This window comes from Mycobacterium sp. WUMAC-067, from assembly GCF_020217485.1.
Taxonomy (GTDB): Bacteria; Actinomycetota; Actinomycetes; order Mycobacteriales; family Mycobacteriaceae; genus Mycobacterium.
The window spans coordinates 1-26,276 of record NZ_JAEKMI010000052.1; the positions used below are offsets into that span (position 1 = coordinate 1).

The 26,276-nt window shown below is 63.9% G+C and carries 17 protein-coding genes and 10 pseudogenes; 17 read left to right on the forward strand and 10 right to left on the reverse strand.

The genetic code is table 11. The annotated features are described in order from the left end of the window. The first annotated feature begins 53 nt into the window (after positions 1-53). The 3 genes from JF781_RS23805 to JF781_RS23815 all read left to right on the forward strand — a co-directional run bounded on the left by JF781_RS23805 (position 54) and on the right by JF781_RS23815 (position 1,746). On the forward strand, positions 54-926 hold the full coding sequence (locus JF781_RS23805) for a MaoC/PaaZ C-terminal domain-containing protein (RefSeq protein WP_007168405.1): 873 nt from the start codon (positions 54-56) through the stop codon (positions 924-926). A 152-nt stretch (positions 927-1,078) separates the two neighbouring features. Beyond that, positions 1,079-1,354 carry a type II toxin-antitoxin system Phd/YefM family antitoxin gene (locus tag JF781_RS23810; protein ID WP_007168406.1) on the forward strand — a complete coding sequence of 92 codons (276 nt, stop codon included), beginning with the start codon at positions 1,079-1,081 and terminating at the stop codon, positions 1,352-1,354. Next, positions 1,354-1,746, forward strand: a complete 393-nt coding sequence (locus tag JF781_RS23815; RefSeq protein WP_007168407.1) for a type II toxin-antitoxin system VapC family toxin — start codon at positions 1,354-1,356, stop codon at positions 1,744-1,746. Before JF781_RS23810 ends, JF781_RS23815 begins: the two co-directional genes overlap by 1 nt. 147 nt (positions 1,747-1,893) lie before the next feature. On the opposite strand, the pseudogene otsB reads toward JF781_RS23815, so the two are convergent. From otsB to JF781_RS23830, 3 pseudogenes are all read right to left on the reverse strand, one after another. After that, a pseudogene (otsB, locus tag JF781_RS23820) lies at positions 1,894-3,053 on the reverse strand (trehalose-phosphatase). A gap of 41 nt (positions 3,054-3,094) precedes the next feature. Further along, a pseudogene (locus JF781_RS23825) lies at positions 3,095-4,433 on the reverse strand (wax ester/triacylglycerol synthase domain-containing protein). Between the two features lie 158 nt (positions 4,434-4,591). Then, positions 4,592-4,819, reverse strand: a pseudogene (locus tag JF781_RS23830) (IS1595 family transposase); the annotation flags it as partial. 276 nt (positions 4,820-5,095) lie between these two features. Between JF781_RS23830 and JF781_RS23835 the strand changes: the two are divergent. Then, positions 5,096-6,511: pseudogene (locus tag JF781_RS23835) on the forward strand (IS1182 family transposase); the annotation flags it as partial. A 300-nt stretch (positions 6,512-6,811) separates the two neighbouring features. Here the strand turns inward: JF781_RS23835 and JF781_RS23840 are convergent. The 7 genes and pseudogenes from JF781_RS23840 to JF781_RS23865 form a co-directional block, all read right to left on the reverse strand. After that, positions 6,812-7,765 (reverse strand): SDR family NAD(P)-dependent oxidoreductase, encoded by a 954-nt coding sequence (locus JF781_RS23840; protein ID WP_007168413.1) that lies wholly within the window; start codon positions 7,763-7,765, stop codon positions 6,812-6,814. Further along, the gene (locus JF781_RS23845) at positions 7,762-9,339 is read right to left on the reverse strand and encodes an NAD(P)/FAD-dependent oxidoreductase (RefSeq protein WP_007168414.1); all 1,578 of its coding nucleotides are present in this window, start codon (positions 9,337-9,339) and stop codon (positions 7,762-7,764) included. Before JF781_RS23845 ends, JF781_RS23840 begins: the two co-directional genes overlap by 4 nt. A gap of 21 nt (positions 9,340-9,360) precedes the next feature. Then, a pseudogene (locus tag JF781_RS23850) lies at positions 9,361-10,250 on the reverse strand (metal-dependent hydrolase). Between the two features lie 48 nt (positions 10,251-10,298). Further along, the gene (locus JF781_RS23855) at positions 10,299-10,988 is read right to left on the reverse strand and encodes a metal-dependent hydrolase (RefSeq protein WP_080576326.1); all 690 of its coding nucleotides are present in this window, start codon (positions 10,986-10,988) and stop codon (positions 10,299-10,301) included. An 84-nt stretch (positions 10,989-11,072) separates the two neighbouring features. Next, entirely contained in the window at positions 11,073-12,419 is a 1,347-nt protein-coding gene (locus JF781_RS23860) for an IS110 family transposase (protein ID WP_007168418.1), read from the reverse strand. A gap of 239 nt (positions 12,420-12,658) precedes the next feature. Then, a pseudogene (locus JF781_RS28615) lies at positions 12,659-12,892 on the reverse strand (metal-dependent hydrolase); the annotation flags it as partial. A gap of 445 nt (positions 12,893-13,337) precedes the next feature. Then, positions 13,338-13,937, reverse strand: a pseudogene (locus JF781_RS23865) (TetR/AcrR family transcriptional regulator); the annotation flags it as partial. 97 nt (positions 13,938-14,034) lie between these two features. On the opposite strand from JF781_RS23865, the gene JF781_RS23870 reads away from it, so the two are divergent. From JF781_RS23870 to JF781_RS28495, 13 genes and pseudogenes are all read left to right on the forward strand, one after another. Beyond that, the gene (locus tag JF781_RS23870) at positions 14,035-14,886 is read left to right on the forward strand and encodes a CoA transferase (RefSeq protein ID WP_007168421.1); all 852 of its coding nucleotides are present in this window, start codon (positions 14,035-14,037) and stop codon (positions 14,884-14,886) included. Beyond that, entirely contained in the window at positions 14,883-16,058 is a 1,176-nt protein-coding gene (locus tag JF781_RS23875) for a thiolase family protein (protein WP_019732177.1), read from the forward strand. The genes JF781_RS23870 and JF781_RS23875 overlap by 4 nt, the downstream gene beginning before the upstream one ends. A gap of 9 nt (positions 16,059-16,067) precedes the next feature. Then, positions 16,068-17,744 carry a long-chain-fatty-acid--CoA ligase gene (locus JF781_RS23880; protein WP_007168424.1) on the forward strand — a complete coding sequence of 559 codons (1,677 nt, stop codon included), beginning with the start codon at positions 16,068-16,070 and terminating at the stop codon, positions 17,742-17,744. Then, positions 17,741-18,517, forward strand: coding sequence for an enoyl-CoA hydratase/isomerase family protein (locus JF781_RS23885; RefSeq protein ID WP_007168425.1), 777 nt, complete (start codon positions 17,741-17,743; stop codon positions 18,515-18,517). Before JF781_RS23880 ends, JF781_RS23885 begins: the two co-directional genes overlap by 4 nt. 7 nt (positions 18,518-18,524) lie before the next feature. Next, the gene (locus JF781_RS23890; RefSeq protein WP_007168426.1) at positions 18,525-19,673 is read left to right on the forward strand and encodes an acyl-CoA dehydrogenase family protein; all 1,149 of its coding nucleotides are present in this window, start codon (positions 18,525-18,527) and stop codon (positions 19,671-19,673) included. Between the two features lie 25 nt (positions 19,674-19,698). Further along, entirely contained in the window at positions 19,699-20,457 is a 759-nt protein-coding gene (locus JF781_RS23895; RefSeq protein WP_007168427.1) for an SDR family NAD(P)-dependent oxidoreductase, read from the forward strand. Between the two features lie 422 nt (positions 20,458-20,879). After that, positions 20,880-21,347 (forward strand): annotated as a pseudogene (locus JF781_RS28620) (site-specific integrase); the annotation flags it as partial. Between the two features lie 97 nt (positions 21,348-21,444). Continuing rightward, positions 21,445-22,797 (forward strand): IS30 family transposase, encoded by a 1,353-nt coding sequence (locus JF781_RS23905; protein WP_046184758.1) that lies wholly within the window; start codon positions 21,445-21,447, stop codon positions 22,795-22,797. Between the two features lie 7 nt (positions 22,798-22,804). After that, positions 22,805-23,395: pseudogene (locus tag JF781_RS23910) on the forward strand (tyrosine-type recombinase/integrase); the annotation flags it as partial. A 29-nt stretch (positions 23,396-23,424) separates the two neighbouring features. Beyond that, on the forward strand, positions 23,425-23,751 hold the full coding sequence (locus JF781_RS23915) for a helix-turn-helix transcriptional regulator (RefSeq protein ID WP_007168431.1): 327 nt from the start codon (positions 23,425-23,427) through the stop codon (positions 23,749-23,751). A 140-nt stretch (positions 23,752-23,891) separates the two neighbouring features. Then, on the forward strand, positions 23,892-25,019 hold the full coding sequence (locus JF781_RS23920; RefSeq protein WP_224112882.1) for an integrase: 1,128 nt from the start codon (positions 23,892-23,894) through the stop codon (positions 25,017-25,019). A gap of 42 nt (positions 25,020-25,061) precedes the next feature. Continuing rightward, entirely contained in the window at positions 25,062-25,445 is a 384-nt protein-coding gene (locus JF781_RS28490; RefSeq protein WP_057969888.1) for a transposase, read from the forward strand. Positions 25,446-25,449: 4 nt separating this feature from the next. Beyond that, positions 25,450-26,276: pseudogene (locus JF781_RS28495) on the forward strand (IS256 family transposase); the annotation flags it as partial.

Here is a 26,276-nt window from a genome sequence, read left to right on the forward strand (position 1 = left end):
GTGGGAAGGGTTTGCGATGGTTGGGTGGCAGAAAAGCTTGAAGGGAGACTCGTATGGCGATTGACCCGAGTGCCGTCGGTGCGACGACGGAGCCGATGCTGTTCGAATGGACGGACCGGGAGACGCTGCTCTACGCGCTCGGTGTCGGCGCCGGAACTGACGACCTATCGTTCACCACCGAAAACAGCCACGACATCACCCAGCAGGTGCTGCCCACCTATGCGGTGATCTGCTGCCCGGCGTTCGGTGCGGCGGGCAAGATCGGAAAGTTCAACTGGGCCATGCTTTTACACGGGTCGCAGGGCATCCGGCTGCACGCACCGCTGCCGCCGGCGGGCAAGCTGTCCGTGGTCTCCGAGGTCGCGGACATCCAGGACAAGGGCGAGGGCAAGAACGCGATCATCGTGCTGCGCGGCCGCGGCACCGACCCCGACTCGGGGGAGCTGATCGCCGAGACACTCACCACGTTGGTCATCCGGGGCGAGGGCGGGTTCGGGGGAGTGCCGGGTCAGCGGCCGATCGCGCCGGAGTTTCCCGACCGCGAGCCCGATGCCCGGATCGCGCTGCCCACCCGTGCGGACCAGGCGCTGATCTATCGGCTCTCCGGTGACCGCAACCCGCTGCACAGCGACCCGTGGTTCGCCAGGGACATGGCCGGTTTCCCGAAGCCGATCCTGCACGGGCTGTGCACCTACGGGGTGTCGGGCCGCGCGCTGGTCGCCGAGCTGGGCAAGGGCGTGGCCGCCAACGTCACGTCGATAGCGGCGCGATTCACCTCGCCGGTGTTTCCAGGGGAGACGCTGACCACGCTGATCTGGCGGACGGAACCGGGCAAGGCGGTGTTTCGGACGGAGGCTTGTGGCGCCGAAAGCGCGAACGCGCGGATCGTGTTGGACGACGGCGCGGTGGAGTACGCGGAGGCCTAGCCGATGGCTTAGAACCCGGTACGTCGCCCCGGCGCGCAGGCGTTCACTGGTGCGCCTGGCCTGCCGTCCAGCCATGACCTGTCCCGCATTCGGCGGGCTTCGGGGGGATCGCTCGGGCGCTAAGCTAAACAGCTATGTGCTACAGTTAGCACATGTCTACGGTGGGCGTTCGTGAGCTGCGGCAGCGGGCCAGCGAACTCCTCCGTCGGGTCGAGGCCGGCGAGACGATCGAGATCACCGACCGTGGTCGGCCTATCGCCCTTCTCTCGCCGATGCCGGAGGGCGGTCCGTACCAGCAGATGCTGGCAAGCGGCGGGATCGAACGTGCGACGCTTGACTTTGATGACCTTCCCGAGCCGGTCCGACTCAAAACGGGTATCGAGCTGCCGTCCGTGACGCTTGCGCGCCTGCGTGAGCACGAGCGTTGATGGCGGCCATCTACCTGGACTCGTCCGCAATCGTCAAGCTTGCAGTTCGTGAGCCAGAGTCGGATGCGCTGCGTCGCTACCTTCGCACCCGGCTGCCGCGGGTGTCGAGTGCCCTTGCGCGGACGGAGGTCATGCGGGCTCTGCTCCACAAGGGTGAATCAGCCCGAAGAGCCGGACGCCGGGCGCTCGCGAGCCTAGACCTACTACGCATCGACAACCGATTGCTCGATCTTGCTGGTGGGCTGCTGCCAATCGAGCTACGCACCCTCGATGCAATTCACCTGGCGACTGCCCAGCGGCTCGGCATGGATCTTGGCCGGTTGTGCACTTACGACGACCGCATGCGCGACGCCGCCGAGGCGCTCGGCATGGCAGTGATTGCCCCGTCTTGATCGGCTACCTAGGGTGGCGCGTGAGGCGGCCAACGCTTCATGTCCCGGCATGTCGCGCCAACCTCGTGCCACCGCCGAATGGGGACACCGTCGTGCTGGATCACTCGAATGTTGGCACCCTGAGCGCCGTTAGAACCGTTGCCGTCGCTAATTTACGCGGGCGTCACTTAACCGCTGTGCCAACCTTTCGGTGAACTCGGCGGCGCGCGCGGGACTGTCCAACGCAAACAGCGCGGCGGTGGCGCGGTCGCCGTCTTCGCTGTGTCGCACCAGGATCGGGATACCATCATCGCGGACCGCGTCGAACGCGTCCTCGTCGGTGATGTCGTCGCCGAGATAGATGGGCACCAGCGGACGCGCGTCGGCCTCGCGCAGGTGATCGATCACCCAGCGAAGCGTCTTTCCCTTGTCCCAGTCCATGTCCGGACGCAGCTCGATGACTTCGCGACCCGTCGTCACCCGAAGTCCGTCCCGCCGGCCCGCCGCGCGCACCGCCGCGGCAACCTCGCCCACGCGGTCCCGCGCGGCGTTGCGGTAGTGGACCGCAACGCCAAATCGCTTGTGCTCCATCATAACTCCGGGGATCGAGTCGAGCCGGTCGCGCAGCTCGGCGGCGGCCTGTTCGAGCACCGGTGTGGCCGCCGCCGCGGCGTCGTTCTGGTGGTGTGTGCCGTCGGGTGCGGTCAGCTCGAAACCGTGGCTGCCGGCATACCAGATCCCGGGCACACCGAGGCGCTGTGACACGTCGGCGAGGTCGCGGCCGGACAGAACCGCGACCGGGCATTGCGCGGCCAGCTTCCGCAGCGCCTCGACCGCGGCGGCGACGGGCCGGGCCGCGGCGGGATCGTCGACGATGTCCGACAGCGTGCCGTCGAAGTCGAAGAACATATGGCCGGCCTCCGGTCGGTGAGGGCACCGAGGGCCTGCACAGCATCGGGTAGCTGGGACATCCGGTGGTCCCCGGTGCGCACGGCGACCTCATCCAGATCGCCGACCACGGCGTCGGCGCCGACGCGCCGCAGGGCGTCACTTTGCCCTGTTCGGTCGAGGCCGATGACCAACGCGAATCCGCCGTCGCGCGCGGCCTGGACGCAAGCCGCGTTGTCGGTAAGGACGGCGCATCGCCCCGGGCGGACCGACAGCTTGTCTGCTGCCTCACTCAGGGTGTCGCGGACGTTACCGTTCGACGCGAAGACGCCGGTGTCGACGCCGGCTTCGCGCAATCGCCGGGTCAGCGCCTGGGTGCGGTCCAACGCGGTGTCGAACAGCACCGCGTCATGGCGGCGCGGGTCGATGGTGACCGGCATTGACCAACCTTCTCACGGTGTTCAACGCCGGTGAGAGCGGGTCAGTGACGTGCCGGCGTGGGTGCCGACGGTCGCGGCCGCTGCGCCTGGCCCGGAAACGCGCGCGCCGCGCGCGTGCGCCGGCGGTCCTTGCTGAACAGCAACACCGAATCCTGGCTGAGCGCCACCATCCGTGCCATGCCCAGCTCGATACCGGCTGCCAGCTGCTTGACGTCGGCCGTGGCGTCGTATTCGGCGGTGATGCCCGAATACCAATTCGTCGCCGTAGCTGAGCATCGCGACCCCGGTGCTCAGCTGCAAGGCGATCGGGGGGATCGGCAGCAGGCGCTCCATCGTCTGGCCCATCAGCCGCAGCTGATGGCGAGGCCCGGGCGCGTGGTTCGCCAGCGTTACGAGGCCGCGCTGCGGGAGCCTGGGTAACAGTTGTATGAGGTTGCCGCGCAGCATAGTTGGCAGACAATTGATCGCAGACTCCACGATACCGGGCGGAGATTTGTCGGCGTGCTGCGCTTTCCACCGGCTGTGCACGGTCCGCAATTGCTGGACCGGGTCGTCATGCTCGACGGGCAGGTATGGCAGTAGTGCCGAACGTACCGGCATCGGCACCAGGGTGCGCAGCGAGTCCGCCCGCGGTTCTTCGCCGCGGCGTAGCAGAACCCTTCGGAAGCCCTCGGTGATGGCCGCCAGCGCGACATCGTTGACGGTCACACCGAATTTGCGGCACACGCACTCGACGTCGGCAATCGGGACGCGCACCGTGCTGTAGCGCCGCAGGACCGGGTCGACCGAGGGCCGTGCCGTCGGCCAGATCGCCCCGACGAAGTTGCCGGCGAGTGCCCCAGCCCACTCCAGGGGCCAGCCGCGCTTCGAGGCCTGCGGCGGCGAATCATGTTTGTCGCCAACACCGTTCGCGAATGCATCGTGGTCGGCGTCGTCGCAAAGCCGGGTGAGCAGGTGGGCGGCTGAGTTCCCGTCGGCCAAGCCGTGGTGGATCTTCATCAAGATTGCCCACCGGCCGCCTTTCAGGCCCTCGATCACCCAGCACTCCCACGGCGGACGGTCCAGGTCGAGGGGACGCTCCAGGGCGTGGGCGATCGCGCCGGACAGCTGGGCGTCGTCGCCCGGGCGCGGAATCGCCACCCAGCGCACATGATGGGCCAGGTCGAATCCGGGACAGTCGATCCACTCGAAGCTCTGCGTCCGCAGCACCTGTGTGCAGCGCGGTATCGACTGAATCCGTTCCGCCAGCAGCTGTTTCAGCAGTGCGTAATCGGGGACGCCACCATCGACGATGGCGACCGCGCCGATCACCAGGCTGGCGTACTGATCGGGATCTTGAGCTCTCAGGTACGCCGTATCCAGTGTTATCGCTTGCGCCATGCGCAGTCCCCGCCCCTCGTTTCTCGCACTTGTACCAGTATTTGCGCGGGACCTCCGGGGCGGTAGGCCAGGAGCGTTAAGAATGTGTTTAGACCCGTTAAACAGCTCGCCTAAGTCGAACATACTTATTGCTTATCTGCTTAAGTGGACTCGTTTGCTTAAAAAAATTCGTCAAAAGTACTGCCGGGCAGTGGTTTAGCAGTTGCTCGCAGAGTTTGCTCTTGGCCTTCGGCGGCGCCGATGAGGTCGGCTAGTGGGTGGGGATCGGTGTTGACGCTTTGTTGCAGGAGTCGGTAGAAGAGCATTCCGCGGGCTTTTGACCTGCGGCGATTGAATCTGAAGGTGAACTCGTCGAGGTAGTACTGCAGGTGCTCGCGTTCCACGCGGGTGTAGCGGCCATGACAGGAGCGATCGTCGGCGCCCGCGACGGCGTTGAATCCATCCCTGCTCGCTGGCTCGAAGCACTCGAAGACGGCGACCGCGGACGCACCCACGTGAAGCAGCTCGCCGCGCTTCTGCTCAGGTAGCGCGCTCTGCGCCCTACCCCCCCGCTCACCTAGGTGCGTGGGTCGGTATCCACGAGTTGTTGGTGTGTCACGCTGATGGCGACGTGGATGGTCGGGAAAACTGTGTCCATGGATTTGATGACGGCCCAGGATCAGCTGTTTGAGACCGAGTCCGCGCGGCCTCGCTCGTCATCGTCACCGGGCGAGGTTTCGGTGGACAAGACGTTTCGGGCCTATGACCAGGATCAGTCGTTTTTGATGCCGCCGTCGTTGCGGGATTGGTTGCCTGACGATCATCTGGCGTTGTTTGTGTCCGAGTTGGTCGATGAGGTGCTTGATCTGGCAGTGTTTTTCGCCTCCTACAGCGAGGCCCGGGGCTTTCCGCCGTATCACCCGCGGCTGATGCTCAAGCTGCTGCTCTACGGGTACACCAGCGGGGTTCGTTCATCTCGCAAGATCGAAGCCCGTTGCCATGACGATGTGGCGTTTCGGTACCTGGCCGCCAACACCGCACCGGACTTTCGCTCCATCGCCCGCTTTCGGCGCCGTCACCTCGCCGCGCTGGAAGCCCTGTTCCTGCAGGCGCTGACCCTGTGCCAGCAGGCGGGCATGGTCACGATGGGCCGGGTGGCCCTCGATGGCACCAAGGTCAAGGCCAATGCCTCCCGTCACAAGGCGATGAGCTATGACCGGATGTGCGAGGCGGAGCCGGCCCTGCAAACCCAGGTCGAGCAGATCATGCGGGAGGCCGAACGCGTCGATATCGACGAGGACCAGGCCCACGGCCCGGACAATCGTGGCGGTGACCTGCAGGGCGAATTGGCCCGCCGTGAGAGCCGGCTGGCCAAGATCCGCAAGGCCAAGGCCGACCTGGAACAACACGCCAAAGACCAGGCCGCGGACAAGGCCCGGGCAAGGGCGCAAAACGCCGGCCATGATGACGACGCGGCCGCGCGGGCCGCCGAGCAGGCAGCACAGTGCGCGACCGTCAAGCCCAAGGCGCAGCGCAACTTCACCGACCCTGACGCCCAGATCATGAAGACCGCCGACGGCAGCTTCCACTACTGTTACAACGCGCAGGCCGTCGTCGATGAAGAACATCAGGTGATCGTTGCGACCGACTTCGCCGAATCCGGCGCCGACAACCCCGCATTCGGCGAGCTGCTCGCCCAGACCATCACCAACACCGCGACCACACCGCGTCAGACGCTCGCCGACGCCGGCTACTTCAGTGAGAACAACATCGACGCCGCCCACAAGGCGGGCACCGATCCGCTGATCGCGACCGGCCGGCTCGCCCACGGCGAGCAGGTTCCCGACGCGCCACGGGGACGGACACCGAAAAATGCGACACCAAAGGCGCGGATGGCCCGCAAACTTCGCACCAAGAAGGGCAAGGCCGCATATTCGCGGCGCAAGGTGATCGTCGAGCCGGTGTTCGGGCAGATGAAGACCACCCAGGGGGCGAGTCGACTCCTGCTCCGCGGCCACCATCACGCCCGCGCCGAATGGCGCCTGCTCGCCGCCTGCCACAACCTGCGAACCCTCCTACTACAACATTGCAGCGCAGGCTGCGGCCGGCTGAAAGGGTCGTGCGCAGCGAGTTACGGCCACCGATCCGCCATCCCGCGGAATGCGGCCCGCCCGATCACACCACCAGGCCAACAAAACGCCGCCCGATGCCCTCCGTCCAGGACAAATCCACCTGCCGACCCGACAAATCCGTTACCGACCCACGCACCTAGCCGGGGGCAGCAGGAATCAAGATCACTACAAGTCAAGTCCCCACGGAATCAGGGGAACCCCTTCACCCGAGCTGCACGGCGTATTGACGGCAGAGCACCTACGATTGGCCGCTGATCAGCCCGCACCCTACTTTCCCGTGCTGGTGACCGGTGCCGCCGCCTCGGCTCCACCGGCGGCAAGCTCACCCTGGTCCGCAGCACCCACTGTCTTTGACAGGCGAGCACCCAGCCGCTGAAATGCGTCCACCGAGAATGGCTGCATCATACGGCGGTTGACACCAGGGGCGATACGGAGCATGAAATAGCCCAGCCAGGCCTCGGTGCGCACCGGCACGACCGCCAAATCAAACCGTACCGCACGTACGACGGCACGAGCTACGAGGTCCGAGCTCATCGGCGAGACCCTAAACTTCTCGCTAAATTCCTGGAGCTTCTTCGTGAACTGCTTTCCTTGTTCGATCAGGTTCTGATCGACGCCGACTACGATCGCGCGATCAGCGATGTTGGTGTTGATCACACCCGGGCACACGGCGCTGACGCCGATGCCTCTCGGTCCGAGTTCGAGCCGCAAGCACTCGGTCAGCATCTTCACGCCCGCCTTGGACACCGAGTACGGCGCCATCACCGGCGTGGGTGTGAACGCCGCCGCTGACGCGATGTTGACGATGTGGCCACCGCCGCGCTCAACCATCTGGGCGCCGAACACACGACATCCGTGGACGACACCCATTAGGTTCACACCGAGTTGGCGGTCCCAATCCGAGGGACTCAGCTGCAAAAAGTGGCCGCCCACCAAGATACCTGCGTTGTTGACCAATACATCGGTGTAACCGTGATCGGCTAACACATCGCGACCGAACACCGCCCAGGCGTCGGGGTCGGTGACGTCCAACTGCGCCGCCGACGCGCCGAGGCCGTAACCGCGGATCATCGCGGTGGTCGCTTGTGCCGCATCCAGATCGATGTCGGAGACCACGACGTGGGCGCCGAGCTTAGCGAACCTGATCGCTGTCGCCCGGCCAATGCCGCTTCCAGCCCCGGTGACCACCACCAGGCGCGGTCGCAATCGGTTGAACTTCACAGGCTCTCCTTCGTCATGGCCGCGGCTGCGTCCAGAACCGCAACGCCCCTGCTGTATCGGTAGACATCAAGGTTGTAATAGCGGTTCTGCCAGTACATTTCGCCGTGCGTCGACGGCCGAAACGGTGAATCGCCCTGGTTATTAATGTAGTAGGTGTTCGAACCCGCACACGCCGGAGTGAACAGGAAGTTATTCTGTTGGCGCTTCAGGCATTTCCGAAAATACTCGTCGTGGGCTTCCTGACGAATCTCGCAGACCGTTGCACCGCGGCGCTTCGCTTCGGCTATGGCGCGGCTCAGGTGAGCCGATGTCGCTTCGATCATCCACAAGTACGAGCCGAGCACGAATCCGTAGGGCCCGGTGATTGAGAACATGTTCGGAAATCCGGGAACCGAAACACCCTGGTACGACTGGTATCTCTGCTCACTCCAGAACCGCCCGAGATCGACGCCGCCCCGCCCGATGACGGGGAAGGGAGGCACCGCGCCCGCCTCCCACAGCTTGAACCCGGTCGCGCAGATCAACACGTCGATCTCGTGCTCCACGCCGTCCGCCGTCCGTACCCCCTTCTTGGTAATGCACTCGATCGCATCGGTGACCAGGCTGACGTCGTCGCGGTTGAAGGTACGCAAGTAGTCGTTTGACATCGACGGGCGCTTGCAGCCTAACCCGTAGCGTGGGATCAGCTTCTCCCGAACGACCGGGTCATCGATCTGGCGGCGCATCCAGCGGCGGGTAGGAACCTCAAGCATCCGGCGGCTCGCGTTCGTCAGCCACTGTGGACCGACCCACATCCCGGCCATGCCGACCTCGGTTGCGACGGTTCCCACCAGGCGGATACCCGAACGGATTCGCTTACGCCCCAGAACCCACCGGATGGCGGACGTGACCTCCTTGTCAGGTTTTGGGAACACCCATATCGGTGTTCGTTGGAAGACTGTCAAATGTTCGACTTCGTCGACAATGGCCGGGACGACCTGCAGCGCCGTTGCGCCAGTGCCGATGACCGCGACGCGCTTGCCCGCCAGCGCCACGTCATGGTCCCAGAGTGCGGTGTGCATGAGCACACCCCCGAACTCGTCGAGACCCGGGATATCAGGCATCTTCGGGCGTTCGAGGCCACCGACCGCCATGACTACATTTCGGCCGGTAATCTCCTGATCGGCGTCGGTAGTCAATCGCCATAGGCTATTGCGCTCATCGAGCACCGCCGAGGTGATCGTAGTGTTCAGCCGCAACTTTTGAGCTAGGCCGTACTTGTCCACAAGGTCGCTGGCGTAATCGCGAAGCTCGTAACCCGGAGCGAAGATCCGCGACCAATCACCACGCTGCTCGTAGGAAAAGCTGTAGACAAACGAGGGAATATCCACCGCCACACCCGGATAAGTGTTCGCATGCCAGGTGCCGCCCACCTGATCCCACTTGTCGACAATCACGAAGTCGTGAATGCCTCTGCGTTGCAAGGAGATACCAGCACCGATACCGCCGAATCCAGCGCCGACGATCACGACTTCATGGTCTGGAGTGACACGCTCGACAGTCGGTAACTGCTCGATGTCGATCGTTGTACTCAACTTGAACTCATGGCCTTCCTGCTACTTGAGATGACCGACAAGGGCACCGTCGTCGCCGAACAGCTCCTGCCGCCACTGCTGCACCAGCGCGGTCGTGTCGATGTCGTCGGGATGGAAGCCCGGCTTTAGGTACATGCGCAGATCGGCCATCAGCCCCTGCACCAACGGGTCCCGGAACACCGCACGCGTTTGACGCGCCACTTTGATCGGGCGCCATCCCCGCGGATCGGCCAAAATAGACAACAGCACCCCGATCGACACCACCGGGATCGTCAGGATGTACAGCACCGCCATCACCCCGATCCGGAGCCACTCCGGCCCATCGACGGCCCGGTAGACGTCGAACGCCACCGACTTATGTTCCAGCTCTTCCACCGCGTGCCAGTTGAGCAGGTTTCGCACCTCGGGATCGCCAGGAATCTTTTGTATCTCTTCGCCCAGCATGCGCTCAGCCAGTGTCGCGGTGTAGTGCTCGGCCGCCGCCGTGACCGCCAGGGGTACCCGCGCTGGCAGCAGGTTCTCAATTCGCACGATCAACCGGCTCCCGGCGGCTGTCATGCGGGAACATAAACAGCCGGACAATCGGGTAGCCCATCTCGATGAGCTTCTCGTTGAGCCGGCGGTGTTCCTGGCCGTGCACCGACTCCTGGCCAAATGAATCCGGCCACCCGCTTCATCAGTACCGGATCGGTCATCTGATCGGCAAAGCGCCGAACCGACCGGATAAACAACTCCTCACCTGGCGGAAACACGCCGGACAGCAACGCCACAAGGTGGCTGAACACGATATTGCCCTCAACGAAATGGTGGTCCATCGGCTCGGGATCGCCGAACCAAAACCGAATCCGCCGAGCCTTAGGATACGTACTCTCGGCTACTTTTTCGGCTGCTGTTCCGCTTTTCGCAGCCATTGCCTGACTAGCTACCATGGCAATCCCTTTTGTTGTGGATGTTCGCAATCACTTCAGGTAGCCGACGAGTTCTCCGTCGGTGCCGAAGAGTTCCTCTTGCCAGTGCTCCAACAACGCGTTCGTGTCGATGTCGTCAGGATGGAATCCCGGTCGCAGATATTTCGTAAGGTCTGGGATCAAACCCCGGAAGATGGGGCCACGGTACAGCCGATAGGCCTCCCGTATCACCCGTAGCGGCTGACGACGCCCATCCGGGTCGTGCGCCAGCGAGTAAACCAATGTGACGGCTATGAGGAGAAGCAGGGTCGGAATCATCACGGCCATCACACTCCTGCGCATCCGCTCCGTACCTCCCGCCACCGTGCGGAAGACATCGAATGCGACCGATTTGTGCTCAAGTTCCTCCACGGCATGCCAGTTCAGCACGTTCCACACCTGCAACTCGCCCGGAATCGCCTGGATTTCCTCTTCGCCCAGCGTGCGCTCAGCAAGTACGGCGGTGAAGTGTTCTGCAGCTGCTGTTACCGCCAGGGGTAGCCGCGCAGGCAGCCGCTCCTCCAGTCGCTTGACCCAGTCGTTAAACTTCTTCGAATCCCACCAAGCGATCGGGTAACCCATGTCGATGAGTTTCTCGTTCAGCAGGCGGTGTTGCTGTCCGTGGACCGATTCCTGGCCGATGAAGCCCGCCACCCGTTTCTTCAACGTGGGATCGGTGACCTGACCGGAAAATAGACCCAGGTGACCGGACGCGGCGGAGCCACCCGGCGCAGCCGGGTGTTCTTTCTCGCAGTTGTCGGGTTGTGTTGTGGGAGTTGGCCGGTGTCAGGCGACGGGTTCGAGGGTGACGCGATAGCCCAGGGCTGCGAGCTGCGCGACGTGGTTACGGGTCCGGCGTTCGGTGTTGATGCGGGTCGCGTGGTAGTCGGCACCGAGATCGTGGAAACGGGCCGTGGGGTCGTGCAGCAGGTTCCAGATGATGACCAGGATGGATCGGGCAACAGCGACGAGGGCCTTGAGCTTGCCGCGGCGTTTGACGATGCGCCGATAGCGTTCACCGAGGAAGGTGTTGGTCTTGGCAGCGGCTGTCGCGGCTTCGCCGAGAGCACCTTTCAGATATGGGTTGCCTTTGCCCGCCTTGCCCGAACGTTGCACCGGACCGGACTGGATGGTGCGTGGACACAGTTTTGCCCACGACACCAGGTGTCCGGCCGTGGGGAACCGGCTCATGTCGAGCCCGATCTCGGCGAGAATGATCTGCGCGTTCACCGGGCCGACGCCGGGAATCTCATCGAGTCGGTCGATCGTGGTCAACTCGCCGGCTTTGCGCGAAGCGGGGTTTGCTCCGCCGGTGGCGTCCCCACCGTTGACAGGTTCGGGCTCCATTGCAGCCAACAGTTGGTCGATGCGGGTGGTGAGCCTGCCGATCTTGGCGTCCAGCGCGTCGATCTGATCGAGCAGCATCTGGGCAAGTTCGGCGTGGTGATCGTCGAATCTGCCGGTCAGCGCCTCGACCAGAGCGGCTTGCTTGGGTCTCATCTTGCCGCGCGCCAGCCCGGCCAGCCGGCGCGGGTCCCGCTCGCCAGCGATCAGCGCCTTGAGCATGTCGCGCACCGACAGGGTGTCCAGAGTCGAGGCCACCGACGACACCTTGATCAGCGCGTCCTCGAGCAGCTTCTCGATCCGTTGCCAGTACCGGGAACGTTCGCGAGTCATATCGATCCGTAACCGGGTGTAGTCGCGTAACTCGCGGATCGGCGCCGGCGGCACGAAACTTGGCCGCAGCAGACCTTTCTCGGTGAGCTTGGCTAGCCAGACCGCGTCGAGTTTGTCGGTTTTGGGCCGACCGGGCACGTTCTTCACGTCGCGGGCGTTGACCAGCTGCACGTCGAGCCCGGCCGCCTCCAGCAGGTAGTACCAGATCCGCCAGTAATCCGACGTGGACTCCACAGTGACCTTCTCAATCCGCTCGTCAACGAGGTAGTCGGTCAACTCACCGACTGCGCCGGACGTGGCGGCCACGTCCCACACTTTGCTGACCCGCCTGCCCGCGCGGCTGCCCACACGCACGCACACCTTGCCCGAGGCCTTGGCTACATCGATCGCGCACACACGCTCGATCACCAACTCATGCTCGGTGTCAGCAATCTCCTCCGGCTGCTGCTGCTTCAACTCGCTTGCCCTCCATCAACATCGACGCTCTCAACAAGGCGGGCCGCCCGGGGGCCTCGGTTCAGGGAATCGAAATTCTGACCGGCGTGCTCGAAGCAACAGTGCGTGACCCTTCCAGGTCGGGCCCCGGCACCAGGCTCATCAACAGGCTCACAAAACCCAAGTTAACGTCGGCGTCGGCAGGCAACCCGACCCCCATTTTCACGCCTGCGAGGCGTCACCCGAAGGGAAACAGGGGGCTCATCTGAGAATCGACGCACCGACCGAATAAACAACTCCTCCCCTGACGGGAACGCACCCGATAGGTTCGCCACGAAGTGGCTGAACACGATGTCGTCGTTGACGAAGTACTTGCCGTGTGTGCCGCCGTCGCCGCCAAACGGAAAGCTTATCCGTCGGGTCCTCGGATAACGGGATCCAGCGCTCGCTGCGGTCACCGACTTTGCCTCTTGCCTTGCGTGGTCACTCGCCATGAATGCTAGCCCCTTCCTTGAACGTGTGACGTGTAGTTCCAGGTACCAATAGTACTAGGTGTTGGAACCACGCTACTGCGGATCCACGAGGTCGGCAAGCATCCGGCAAGCATCACGAAAAGTGCCCGCGAAACGCCCTCGGTGCATCACGTAAGAATGCCCGCGAAACGGTGATCCCCGCCAGGCATGGAGAGTGGGCTGTCGATGTCGTCTCGTGCCGAGATCACCGCGAAGTTCGCCAAGGCGTATGTGAAGGCGTCGAAGGCGAATAAGGGGCAGATTCTGGATCAGGTGGTGGAGGTCACCGGCTGGTCGCGTGACAATGCTCGGCGCCGGTTGACGGCCGCGGCCCGGCCGCCGGGAGCGGGCCGGCAGGTCGCCAAACGACCTCGCCGGCAGCGCAAGCCGAAGTATTCCTATGACGCGCTGAAGGTGCTGGGCCACTGGAGCGAACGGCGACGTGCAGTGTCGGTTTGTCGTCGTCTGACTCGTCTGGGCGGGAGACTTGATCCCACATGGTGTCGATCATCGGTTGCAGGAAGAGCTGTCCCAGCTGTCGGACCATGATGTCGATGATCTGGGTGGATCCGCTTCGCTCCGCATTTGCGATACCGGCGTCGCGGGCTTTGATGAGCTCCGTTCGGGTCAGCTCTGTCAATCGCTGGAGCAGTTGGCCTTTAGACCCTGCGGGGTCCAGTAGCGCGCGGCGCAGATAGTTGACGACGGCTGGGTTCGATTCGAGCATCTCCTTCACAGCCACGTCACGCGCCGTGGCGACTTGTCTTGGTGTTCCATCAACGGGGACCTGCGCGATCGTCTGCGCGAAGTAGTCGACGACGAGTTGTTCAACGGCGCGGCGGATTCCGTCCTTGGTCTTGAAGTGGTGGACAACCAGCCCGACCGTGACGCCGGCTCTCGAGGCGATATTTCGCATCGACGTGCGGTCCTCCCCGAACTCCGCGAACAGGTCCATCGCGGCGTTGCGAATGCGCGCCTTCGCGGTCAGGTCGTCTGCGCCTGCGCGTGGATCGGCGAACGGTCCCATGCGTCTCCTTCGTTCCGGGCAAGTGTACAGTGAACATCACTTCTTGTACAGATAGGAAGCTTCCTGTACAGTCGTACGGTATCAATTGAAGGACCACATGGTGCAGGGCAGTCTGAACGGCGTTCGCATCGTGTCGCTTGCGGTGAACATCCCGGGCCCGCTCGCGGCGGCACGGCTGGCGCGCTTCGGCGCGTCGGTAACAAAGGTGGAGCCCCCTACCGGAGATCCCTTGGCCGCGGTCGCGCCCGGCTGGTACGCAGAGCTCGCCAGCAAGCAGACGGTCTTGGTTCTGGACCTCAAGGACGCCGGCGACCGCGCCAAGCTGGACGTCGAGCTGACTTCCGCCGATGTGTTGCTCACCGCCATGCGCCCTTCGGCGCTACGCAGGCTCGGGCTCGACGACGCGCATGTCAGGTATCCGGGGCTCTGTCACGTCGAAATCGTGGGCTACGACGGTGACCTCGAGGAGCGTCCTGGCCACGACCTGACCTATCAGGCCACGCACGGCACCCTGCAGCCCCCGTTGATGCCGGCGGTTCCGGTCGTGGACCTCCTGGGTGCCGAACGTGCCGTGTCCGGGGCCCTGTTGGCGCTGCTTGATAGGCCGAATTCCGGTGCCGGCCAACACGTCCGGATCGTACTGGCGGACGCCGCAGCCGACGCCGGCGCAGCCGTGCGGTACGGCGTCGCAGGGCCCGGCGACCCGCTCGGTGGCGCGACTCCGACCTACGGGATCTACGCCAGTGCCGACGGCTATATCGCCCTGGGCGCAATCGAACCGCATTTCCAGAAGCGGACCCTCGAGGTCCTGGGCGCAGCAGATACCCACGAGGATCTCGCACGAGTCTTTGCCGGACAAAGCACGCGCCACTGGGAAGAAGTCGCCGAGACGGTTGACATCCCCATCGTTGGAATTCGTACACCGGAACAAGGAGGAGTGGAACATTGAACGCGCGCGAAGCAGTGATTGTCGGGGCGGTGCGCACGCCGGTGGGTAAACGAGGTGGCGCTTTGAGCCGGTGGCATCCGGCCGACTTGCTCGGTCACACCTTGCGAAACCTGGTGGAGCGCAGTGCGATCGATGCCAAAGACATCGATGACGTCATCGTCGGCTGTGCGATGCAGCATGAGCACCAGTCCGGAAATATCGGGCGGCACGCGGTGCTGGCTGCGGGTCTACCCGAATCGGTGCCGGCGGTCACCATTGATCGCCAATGCGGGTCCGGTCAGCAGGCGGTCAACTTCGCTGCATTCGGCGTCACCGCGGGCATCTACGAGCTGGCGATTGGGTGCGGTGTGGAGTCGATGTCGCAGGTGCCGATGCCTGCGTCGTTCATGCCGGGCGCGCCGCTCGGTCCGCAGTACTCGCCCGTGGAGTTGGCCCGCTACGACGACAACTTGGTGGCGCAAGGGGCGGCGTCGGAGTTGCTGAACTCCAAGTTCGGTATTTCTCGCGAGGAACTCGACGAATTCAGTATCCGAAGCCATGAGCGAGCATTCGCCGCGACCCGGGCGAAAAAGTTTCGCGCGCAGTTGGTGCCGATCACCGTCGATCCGCTGGATCCGTCGGCGGCGCCCGTCAGTGCCGACGAAGGAATCCGTGAGCAGTTGGATCCGGCGAAGATCGCGTCGCTGGAGCCTGTTTTCGCGGCCGACGGCCGCACAACCGCGGCCAATTCTTCCCAGATCAGCGACGGGGCAGCGGCGTTGCTGATCGCCGAGCGTGGCTACGCAGAACGCAGCGGGCTGGTTTCGCGGGCGCGGTTCCTGGCGATGACGGTCGCCGCGGCGGACCCGGTACTGCAGTTCACCGCGGTACTGGACGCCACCCACAGGGCGCTCGAGCGCGCCAACCTGAGTGTCAGCGACATCGACTTGTTCGAGGTCAACGAGGCCTTCGCCGGGGTGCCGCTGATGGTGCAACGCGAGTTCGGCATTCCCGATGACAAGCTCAACGTCAACGGAGGCTCGGTCGCAATCGGGCATCCGCTCGGGTCGACCGGGGCCCGCATGCTCACCGATCTGCTGTGCGAACTCGAGCGCACCGGACAGCGCTACGGCCTGCAGACCATCTGCGAGGCCGGCGGAACCGCCAACACCACCATCATCGAACGAATCTAAGGCACAGACATGGTCAGGGAAATCGTGAAGGGCGTGCCGTCGACGCACGGCGACCACTACCAGCTCAACACCACCAACCTGATCAGACATGCGGCGCGCACCTATCCCGAGCAAGAGGTCGTCTACCGCACCACGGAGGGCGACTGGCAGCGGTACACCTACGCAGACTTGTACGTTCGGGTCAAGCGGGCGGCGAACGCGCTCAGAGGAATAGGGATCGGCCCGGCCGACACAGTCGGAGTGCTCGACTGGAACAGCAAGCGGCACTTTGAGCTCAGCTGGGCCATTCCCGGCATCGCCGCGGTGATGCTGCAGATGAATCTGCGGCTGGCCACCGAAGACCTGAGCTACGTCACTGACCACGCCGAGGCGCAATGGATCCTGGTCGACGAGACACTCCTTCCGGTCGCCGAGGCGTTGGCTCCACACGTGCCGAAGGTCAAGGGCTGGATCGTAATGTCGGATAAGCCGCTCACCGAGATCGACACCACGCTGGAAAACGTCTTTCACCTCGAGGACCTGATGGCCGAGTCCGACACCGAGATCGACTGGCGGGTCATCGACGAAACCTCTGCTTACAGCGCGTGTTACACATCGGGAACGACGGGTCGGCCGAAGGGCGTCTACTACTCGCATCGTGGCAGCTACCTACACGCGATGGCGATGGCAGCAGCGATCAATCTCCGTCGCGAGGACACCGCGATGCTCATCACCCCGATGTTTCACGGCCAGTCGTGGGGGCTTCCGCACACCGCGATGTGGACCGCGGCGAAGGTGATCCTACCCGGCCGCTACCTGGCCGAGAACACGCAAATGCTCGTCGACGTGATGATCGCGGAGAATGTGACCGTCGCGAACGGCGCACCGGCGATTTTCCAGCCGATGCTGGACTACATCAAGACCCTTGCTGTGAAGCCAGATTTCAGCAGGACGAGACTGCTGTCCGGTGCGACCGAGCCGGCGAAGTCGCTGATGCGCGATTTCCACGAGCTCACCGGCGCCGATTTTGTGCAGGGCTACGGTGCGACCGAGACGACGCCGCTGATCACGATGAACATGGGCATCAAACCGTCCCTGCAGGGCACGATCACCGACGACGAGAAATGGGATTTCAAGCGTTTTCAAGGGCTGCCCGCTTCCGGTATCGACATCCGGATCGTCGACGACAACGGCAATGACCTGCCGCACGACGGTAAGAGTGTCGGCGAGGTACTGATGCGTGGGCCCTGGGTCATCGAGCGATACCACCAGCTCGACGACGACGACAACGCCGACCGCTTCCTCGACGGTTACTGGCGCAGCGGCGATGTCGGCACAATCTACCCGAACGGGTATCTCAAGCTCACCGACCGCCTCAAGGACGTAGTCAAGAGCGGCGGTGAATGGATTTCCTCTATCGATATGGAGAACGCCATCGTCGGACATCCGCTGGTGAAGGAGGCCGCGGTTGTGGGGATCAGCCATCCGAAGTGGCAGGAACGTCCGCTGGCCATCGTCGTGCCCGTCGAAGGTGGCGTGCTGACCCGCGATGACATCGTCGGTTGTCTGCAGGGGCAGTTCGCCAAGTGGCAGATGCCCGACGCGGTTCTCTTCGTCGAGGCGTTGCCGCGCACCAGTGTCGGCAAATTGGACAAGAAGATCCTGCGGGCCGAACACGCCGACGTTTACCGGGATGCGGTCACGTGAACAAACAAATTTTGCGATCGACTCGCGACGGTGCGGTGGCCCTGCTGGAGATCAATCGCCCGAAGTCGAAGAACAGCCTCAACGACGAGCTGTTGGGCGCGATGGGGGCCGAGCTGGCGGCGTTGCGGTCCGACACGGCCGTGTTGGCCGTGGTCATCGCGGGCGCCCACGGCATGTTCTGCGCCGGCGCCGACATCACGGCGTTCGACGAGATCCGGGCCCGGCCACTGGTCACCGGAGAGTCCAATGAGAGCTTCTGGTCGATACTGGCTGCGTTTCCGAAGCCGGTCATCGCCGCGGTCGAGACATACGCACTCGGGGGCGGCTGTGAGCTGGCGTTGGCCTGCGACATTGTCATCGCCGGCGAGTCGGGCCAATTCGGACTTCCCGAGGTGAAGATCGGCGCAATCCCTGGCGCTGGCGGAACTCAACGCCTCATTCGGGCGATCGGCAAATCCAAGGCTATGGCAATGCTTTTGACGGGCGATTCCATCAAGGCCCAGGAGGCGTGCGATGCAGGGTTGGTAGCCGAAGTCGTCGCCGACGGCGAGGCCGTGCCACGGGCGCTGGCGATGGCGCAACGGATCGCGACGAACTCCCCGCTAGCGGTGGCGCTGGCCAAGGATGCCGCTGTGCACGCGTTTCAGACATCACTGACGCAGGGACTCGAACACGAGAAACGGAATTTCTACGTGGCGGTGCATTCCGCCGACAGTCACGAGGGCCAGGCGGCATTCCTCGCCAAGCGCGCGCCCCAGTTCACCGGAAAGTAGGTAAAGCATGCCCGGACTCTTATTCCCGGACTACGTCGTTCCGTGGGAGACCGAGGATCAAAAACTCCTGCGCAAGCACGCCGCCGAGTTCTTCCGCAAGGAAGCGACTCCCAACCAAGCCAGGTGGGCGAAACAGCAGAAGGTGGACCGAGAATTTTGGAACAAAGCCGGCGCTGCCGGGCTTTTGGGCCTCGACCTGCCCGAGCAATACGGCGGTGGTGGCGGCAGTTTCGGTCACGAGGCGGTGGTGATGCAGGAGCGCGCCTACGCGCACGACACCGCGTTCGGTTTCTCCGTGCATTCGACGCTGGCTTCCCACTACATCGCCGAGTATGCCTCCGAGGAGCAGAAGAAGCGCTGGATCCCGAAGATGGTCAGCGGGGAGATGGTGATCGCCGTCGCGATGACCGAACCGGGCACCGGGTCAGACCTGCAGTCGATTCGCACCACCGCGGTTCGCGACGGCGACGAGTACGTCATCAACGGCTCGAAGACCTTCATCTCCAACGGTTCCCACTGCGACCTGGTGGTGATCGTGGCCAAAACTGAGTCCGGACTGTCGCTGATGGTGGCCGAAACCGAAGGGCTGGCGGGTTTCCAGCGCGGCCGGGTTCTGGAGAAGGTCGGCCAGCACGGCCAGGACACCCGGGAGCTTGCGTTCACCGACATGCGGGTGCCGGCCGCAAACCTGCTCGGCGGCGTTGAGGGCAAGGGCTTCGCCCAGTTGATGGAGCAACTTCCGCGCGAGCGGTTGACCATCGGGGTCGAGGCGATCGCGATGGCGGAGGCGGCGGTAGTAGAGACGATCCGTTATGTCAAGGAGCGCACCGCGTTCGGCAAGCCCCTCCTCGCCTTCCAGAACACCAAGTTCGTGCTGGCCGAATGCAAGGCGGAGGTGCTGGCCGGCAAGGCGCTGATCGACTACTGCACCGGCCGGTACCTCGACGGAAAACTCGATGCCGCAACCGCATCGATAGCCAAGATGTGGGGATCTGACAAACAAGTAGAGGTCACTGACAAGTGCCTGCAGCTTTTCGGTGGATACGGCTACATGATGGAATACCCGATCGCGCAGATGTATGCGGCGGCTCGGGTGCAGAAGATCTACGGCGGCACCAACGAGATCATGAAGGTGCTGATCGCGCGAAGCCTGTAGACAGACACACAAAAGGAGCAGCCGAATGGACATCGCAGCTAGCAGCGCGGTCGTCACCGGTGGCGCGTCCGGGCTCGGTTTGGCGACGGTGGAGACGCTGGCGCGGTCCGGAGCGCGGGTGGTCGCCGTCGACCTGCCCAATGCAAACACGGACGCGCTAAGCCTCCTCGGCGACACCGTCCGGTTCGCGCCCGCCGACGTCACCGACGAGGATGCAGTGACCAGGGCCATCGAGATCGCCAACGCGGACAAGACATTGCGTATCATCGTCAACTGCGCCGGCGTCAGCGATGGCACCAAGACCGTCAGCAAGAAGGGCCCTTTCCCGCTCGACGCGTTCGAGAAAGTAATCAAGATCAACCTGATCGGGACCTTCAACGTCGTGCGCCTGGGCGCATACGCAATGTCGCAGAACGACCCCGTCGGCGGCGAGCGTGGCGTGATCGTCAACACTTCCTCCGGCGCGGCCTTCGACGGCCAGATCGGGCAGGCGGCCTACTCCGCTTCCAAGGGAGGTGTGATGGCGGCGACGCTGCCGATCGCGCGTGATCTGTCGTCGTACTTGATCCGGGTCAACACGATCGCTCCGGGGCTGTTCGAAACCCCGCTTCTCAACTCACTTCCAGAGGCTGCGCTAACCGCTCTCAAGGCGCTGACGTTGCACCCAAACCGACTCGGTGATCCTGCCGAGTACGCACACCTGGTCGTAGCCATCGTTGAGAATCCGATGCTCAACGGCGAGACGATCCGTCTCGATGGCGCAGTACGGATGCCTCCGAGGTGATGTCCGGCCGTCAGAGTTGCTGATTGGATCCCACAACTCCAGGAGAGAATCAACGTGCAGGACAGTGTCCGCGTCGTCGTCGACCATGTGAACGAACACGGAAAATCGCGGCTGAGCGAGCGGCGGGTGGTGGCATCGGTGGGCCAGGCACTGCGTTGCAAGATGCGCAACGAGCGTGAACGCAGTTTCGTCTTCGTCACTCCGAGTCGGAGTCGGAGAGAGAGAGGCTTAGTCACGTTAGCCAACAGTCGACGAGTTCCTGAGCCCACGGGTATCGCCCGTTAGCCCTTTCAACGCCTGGAACAGCCGTTGTTGGCGTGTCCCTCCATCAAAACTCTCTGATGAACCGGCATCATTCTTGCTGACTGAATAGTTGATCAGATGATGTTTCTTCACTTTAGGTGAAGTCGAGGAGGCGTGGGTTGGCTCTGGCTGTGGTCCGCGATCTGCGGGAACATCGAGTACCGGCGAGCGAGGAGGAGCTTGCCGACTTCGAGACCGATGTGTTGGCCGGGTTCGTGCTGGCACGGGCGTCGGCCGGATTGGTCGACAGCACGATCCGCAACGACATCAACCACCTCGAGCTGATCCACGACTGGTTCGGCCGGCCGCTGTGGGAGATGCGGCCCGCCGATGTCGACGTCTATTTCGGCAAGGTGCTGCGCGACGCCAACCCCTCGACTCGCACCGGGCGGGCGGCGGCACTGACCGTGTACTTCCAGTTCTTGGAGCTTCGGCACAAGATCGACCTGCACAACATGACAGGTCGGGTCGTCGAGTGCCCGCTGGACGAGATCAACCGGCCGCGAGCCTCGGTCGATCCGCAGCTGCGTATCCCTCCGACCGCCGACGAGGTGGAGCAGCTGTTCGCCGGGTGGCGCCAGGAACTGGCTGGATTCAATCGGTCGTTGCAACACCTCGATTCCTCGGAGGTGTGTGGTGGCGTATGGGAAGCGGCAGTTGGAGGTTCGTGCGTATCGGGGGCAGATGCCCTCCCCGGGGCGGCCGTCGGTGGCCTGGCGGCAGGACAGGGTCCGGTTCTGGGCGGGGATCGCTGCCGGAGCGATGACCGAGGACGCCGCTACCGAAGCGGGCGTGTCTTCGCCGGTCGGGTTCCGCTGGTTCCGCCATGCTGGCGGCGTGAATCCACGCTTGCCAGAAACTGTTTCGGGCTGCTACCTATCCTCGAATGAGCGCGAAGACATCGCTTTATGGCGTGCCCATGGTGCCGGAGTGCGCGAGATAGCCAGGAGGCTGCGCAGGGCGCCGTCGACCATCTCGCGTGAGCTGCGCCGTAACGCCTCGACGCGCACGTATCGGCTCGACTACAAGGCCTCGGTCGCGCAGTGGCATGCCGAAAGGCGGGCGAGGCGCCCGAAGACGGCCAAGCTGGTCGGCAACGACCGGCTGCGCCAGTACGTCCAGGACAAGCTCTCCGGTGTCGTTCGTGGCGCTTACGGGCAGATCATGGCTGGTCCGGCCGCGACGCCGTGGAAGGGACGCAACAAGCCGCACCGAGGGGATCGGGCCTGGGTGACAGCATGGAGTCCTGAGCAGATCGCCCATCGGATCAAGCTTGACTTCCCTGATGATGAATCCATGCGGATCAGCCACGAGGCCATCTACCAAGCGCTCTACGTGCAAAGCCGCGGTGCGCTCAAGCGGGACTTAATCACCTGCCTGCGCCGGGGTCGGGCATTGCGGGTGCCGCGGGCACGGTCTCGGCAGAAAGCGTGGGCGCACGTCACGCCGGAGACGTTGATCAGCGCTCGGCCGCCGGAGGTCGCTGATCGCGCGGTCCCGGGACACTGGGAGGGAGATCTGCTGATCGGGTTGCAGCGCAGCGCGATCGGCACGCTGGTCGAGCGCAGCAGTCGGTTCACGATGTTGATCCATCTTCCGCGGGAGGCCGGATACGGGCTGATTCCGCGGACCAAGAACGGGCCGGCTCTGGCCGGCTACGGCGCCCTCACGATGGCCAACGCCCTAGCGCAGACGATCACCTCGCTGCCCGAGGAACTGCGCCGGTCGCTGACCTGGGACCGGGGAAAGGAACTGTCGGCGCATGCCCAGTTCTCGATCGCCTCCGGGGTCAAGGTGTACTTCGCCGACCCGAAGAGTCCGTGGCAGCGTGGCACGAATGAGAACACCAATGGCCTGTTGCGCCAATGCTTTCCGAAGGGCACCGACCTATCCCGGTGGAACGCCGACGACATCGCGGCGATCGCTCACACCCTCAACACCCGACCACGCAAGACCCTCGGATGGCGCACCCCGGCCGAAGCGTTCAACGAACACCTACACTCACTTCAGCAAGCCGGTGTTGCAACGACCGATTGAATCCAGCCTGGTCACCTGCCGCAAGTTCGCCCCGGCCGCCCGCAACTACGCGGTCGCCCGGCTGGCGGCCGACGTGGGACTGCGCATCAACGAGGCGCGGATGCTCGACCTCGACGATGTGCGGTGGGAGCTGGGGCGGTTCGGCAAGCTGAACGTCCGTCACGGCAAGGGATCACGCCGCAAAGGCCCCAAACCGCGACTGGTGCCGCTGATCAACGGCGCCGACCGCAGCCTGAGATGGTTCATCGAAGACGTGCTTGGACTGTTCGATATCGACCCGAATAGCCATGCCGCGCCACTGTTTCCGTCCGAACGCAAGAACATCGACGGGACGTGCATGCGCGCGACAGCTGACGTCTATCGCCGATCGTTGGCGGAGGCGGCGGACCGGCATCTGCCTGCGTGGTCGGGGAAGCTGACCCCGCATGTGCTGCGGCACTTCTGCGCGTCCCAGCTTTACCTCGGCGGAATGAACCTGTTCGCCATCCAGGAATTATGTGGTCACGCCTGGACGGCCACGACGGCTCGATATATCCACGTCCACGCCACCCACGTCGAAGATGCCTGGGTCACAGCACAACGTAACAACACGAAGTAACTGCACCTACGAACTTAAGGATTGGCTCAATGAAGTGGAATCTACGCCTGACCGCGGCCAACCGCGGCATTTGGAAGGCCAGCGAACTCCAACGGATGCTGGCCGAGCGCGGCCTGGTGATCAGCGCCGGCAAGATGTCGGGCTTGTGGTCGGGCAACCCCAACGCCATCAAGCTCCACGATCTCGATGTATTCTGCGCCGTGCTCGACTGCGCCATCGACGAACTGCTGATCCCCGAGCCCGAAACCGTGGCCGCACCCACGCCGAAGGGTAGCGAGGAGGCCGCCGCTGCGGCCGGTGAGGCACGTCCCGTCACCCCGCGCGCTCGGACGGGAAGGTCGCTGCCGCCGCGATGAATTGCCTGCAATGCGGAGCCGAACTGCCAGCCAACGGTCGCCGCGACCAAAAATACTGCGGCAGAAGCTGTTCAAAAAAAGCGCACTACTATCGCGGAAAGGCGGGACTGCCTGCTCGCCCGCCCCGGCGGCATCCAGCCTTGGAATCCGACGACCCCGTGCTCGTGGCCGCTGCGGTATACGCCCGGGAACGCGCTGCCGCCCACGATTGGTGCGGTGAGACCACAAACCGATGCCTCGACGCCCTGGTCACCCTTCTGGCCGGTCGGCCCCCCGGTGATCGCGTGCCGCTCAAAGAGGTTCGAACACGGCCGCATCGGCTCGCGTCCCGTCGCAGGCTTGTCGAAATCCTCTCCCACTTCGACCTGCTGACAGACGACACCGAACCTCCGATCCGTGCCTGGATCGACCGCGTCACCGCGGAACTTCCGCCAGGGTTCGCCGAGCCGTCGCACCACTGGCTCCTTACCCTGTTGGTCGGCGGCGCACGTGCTCGCCCACGATCGCCCAGGACCCTCTACAGCTACTTCGGCGCGGTCAGGCCCCTTCTCGCGCACTGGTCCACCTCCTACGACCATCTCAGGGAGGTCACCAGGGCCGACGTCGACGCGACGCTGCGGCCGTTTCAGGGAAACCAGTGCCACAATCTGATCAAGGCGCTGCGGTCGCTGTTCCGGCACGCCAAGAAGAATGGTCTGGTCTTCAGCAACCCAACAGCGGGTTTGAAGAGCCAACCAGTAGACCAAGACCTCGTGCCCATCACCGATGATGAGGTGCGCTCGATCGAACAGCTCGCGAGCGAACCGCGTGCACGCCTAGTTGTGGCATTGAGCGTCGAACATGCCTGCCGCACAAGCGTTATACGCAAACTGGTGCTCGACGACATTGACCTGCCGAACCGGCGGATCACCCTTGCTGGACAACCAACGGCTCGGCGAGCTCACCCACAGAGCGCTGATCACATGGCTCGACCACCGCCGGGACAGATGGCCCCACACTCCGAACCGGCACGTTCTACTCACGACGAAAACTGCATTGCGCACAACGCCGGTGAGTCAAACATCGGTGAAACAATCGTTGAGCGACAATGGGTTCACGATCGAACGCATCCGTGCCGACCGAATCCTTCACGAAGCGCTGACCGCAGGCCCCGACCTGCTGCATCTGTCTCTCTCGTTTTCGGCATCTCCCACAACACCGCGCGGCGCTACACCACCGCGAGGGAGTATCCGAAATTCGGTGTAAGTGGCCCGACACGCCGGGTGTGAGCCTGGCGGGGAAGGTCCACGATGACCGAAACGATGAGGGCTGTGACAGCAACAGCCGATGTCCACGATGATGAAGTGATGGTCAGCTCTCCGACACCGGAGGAGCTGGCGACGGCCCGCGAGCTGGTGCGGGCGGCCCAGGCCCGCGGGGTGTCGTTCGCCGATACCGCTGACGGGGTGCTTAAGGCGCTGACCAAGACGGTGGTCGAGACCGCGCTGGAAGAGGAGCTCGCCGATCACCTCGGCTATGACAAGCACGATCCGGCCGGGCGGGGGGCGCCGAATTCACGCAACGGCACCCGCACCAAAACCGTGTTGACCGACACGGTCGGACCGGTCGAGATCGCCGTGCCCCGCGACCGCGGCGGCAGCTTCGAGCCCCAGATCGTCAAGAAAGCATCAACACCGGTTGACCCGGGTCGATGAGATCGTGTTGTCGTTGTATGCCAAGGGATTGACCACCGGGGAGATCGCCGCCCACTTCGACGAGCTCTACGACGCCAAGATCTCCCCGGACACCATCAGCAGGATCACCGACAAGGTCCTGGCCGACATGGCGGAGTGGACCGCGCGGCCGCTCCGTCTACGCCGCAATCTTCATCGACGCGCTGAGCGTGAAAGTGCGCGACGGTCAGGTCGCCAACCGACCGTTCTACGCCGCGATCGGGGTCGATCTGGCCGGGCACAAGGACGTGCTCGGACTGTGGGCCGGCGACGGCGCCGGGGAATCAGCCAAGTTCTGGTTCGCCGTATTGACCGACCTGCGCAACAGAGGCGTCACCGACACGTTCTTCTTGATCTGCGACGGACTTAAGGGGCTGCCCGACGTTGTCGGTGAGGTGTGGCCGGCCACCATCGTGCAGGCCTGCACCGTGCATCTGATCCGCAACAGCTTCCGCTACGTACCGCGCCAGCACTGGGACGCCCTGCGCCGCGATCTCAAACCGATCTACACCGCCCCGACAGCGGCGGCCGCAGAAGCGGCGCTCGAGGCGCTCGCCGACCGCTGGGGCAGCCGATATCCGGCCCTGATCCGACTGTGGCAGTCGTGTTGGAATGAGTTCATCCCGTTCCTGGATTACGACACCGAGATTCGGCGGGTTCTGTGTAGCACCAACGCAATTGTTATCTGGAGTCCTCCGGGCGGTGTCCTTGATGTCCGACACGAGGCGTTCAGATCCCAGGTTCTGCGTGGTGGACGTGATTATCTGCAGTCGTCCAGGAGGCAAGAACCTGCGGAGGGACGATGCAGATTGC

Coding starts and splice junctions, on each gene's coding strand:
- JF781_RS23805 (WP_007168405.1), top strand. CDS start 54: ATGGCGATTGACCCGAGTGCCGTCGGTGCGACGACGGAGCCGATGCTG.
- JF781_RS23810 (WP_007168406.1), top strand. CDS start 1,079: ATGTCTACGGTGGGCGTTCGTGAGCTGCGGCAGCGGGCCAGCGAACTC.
- JF781_RS23815 (WP_007168407.1), top strand. CDS start 1,354: ATGGCGGCCATCTACCTGGACTCGTCCGCAATCGTCAAGCTTGCAGTT.
- JF781_RS23870 (WP_007168421.1), top strand. CDS start 14,035: ATGGTGCAGGGCAGTCTGAACGGCGTTCGCATCGTGTCGCTTGCGGTG.
- JF781_RS23880 (WP_007168424.1), top strand. CDS start 16,068: ATGGTCAGGGAAATCGTGAAGGGCGTGCCGTCGACGCACGGCGACCAC.
- JF781_RS23890 (WP_007168426.1), top strand. CDS start 18,525: ATGCCCGGACTCTTATTCCCGGACTACGTCGTTCCGTGGGAGACCGAG.
- JF781_RS23895 (WP_007168427.1), top strand. CDS start 19,699: ATGGACATCGCAGCTAGCAGCGCGGTCGTCACCGGTGGCGCGTCCGGG.
- JF781_RS23905 (WP_046184758.1), top strand. CDS start 21,445: ATGCCCTCCCCGGGGCGGCCGTCGGTGGCCTGGCGGCAGGACAGGGTC.
- JF781_RS23915 (WP_007168431.1), top strand. CDS start 23,425: ATGAAGTGGAATCTACGCCTGACCGCGGCCAACCGCGGCATTTGGAAG.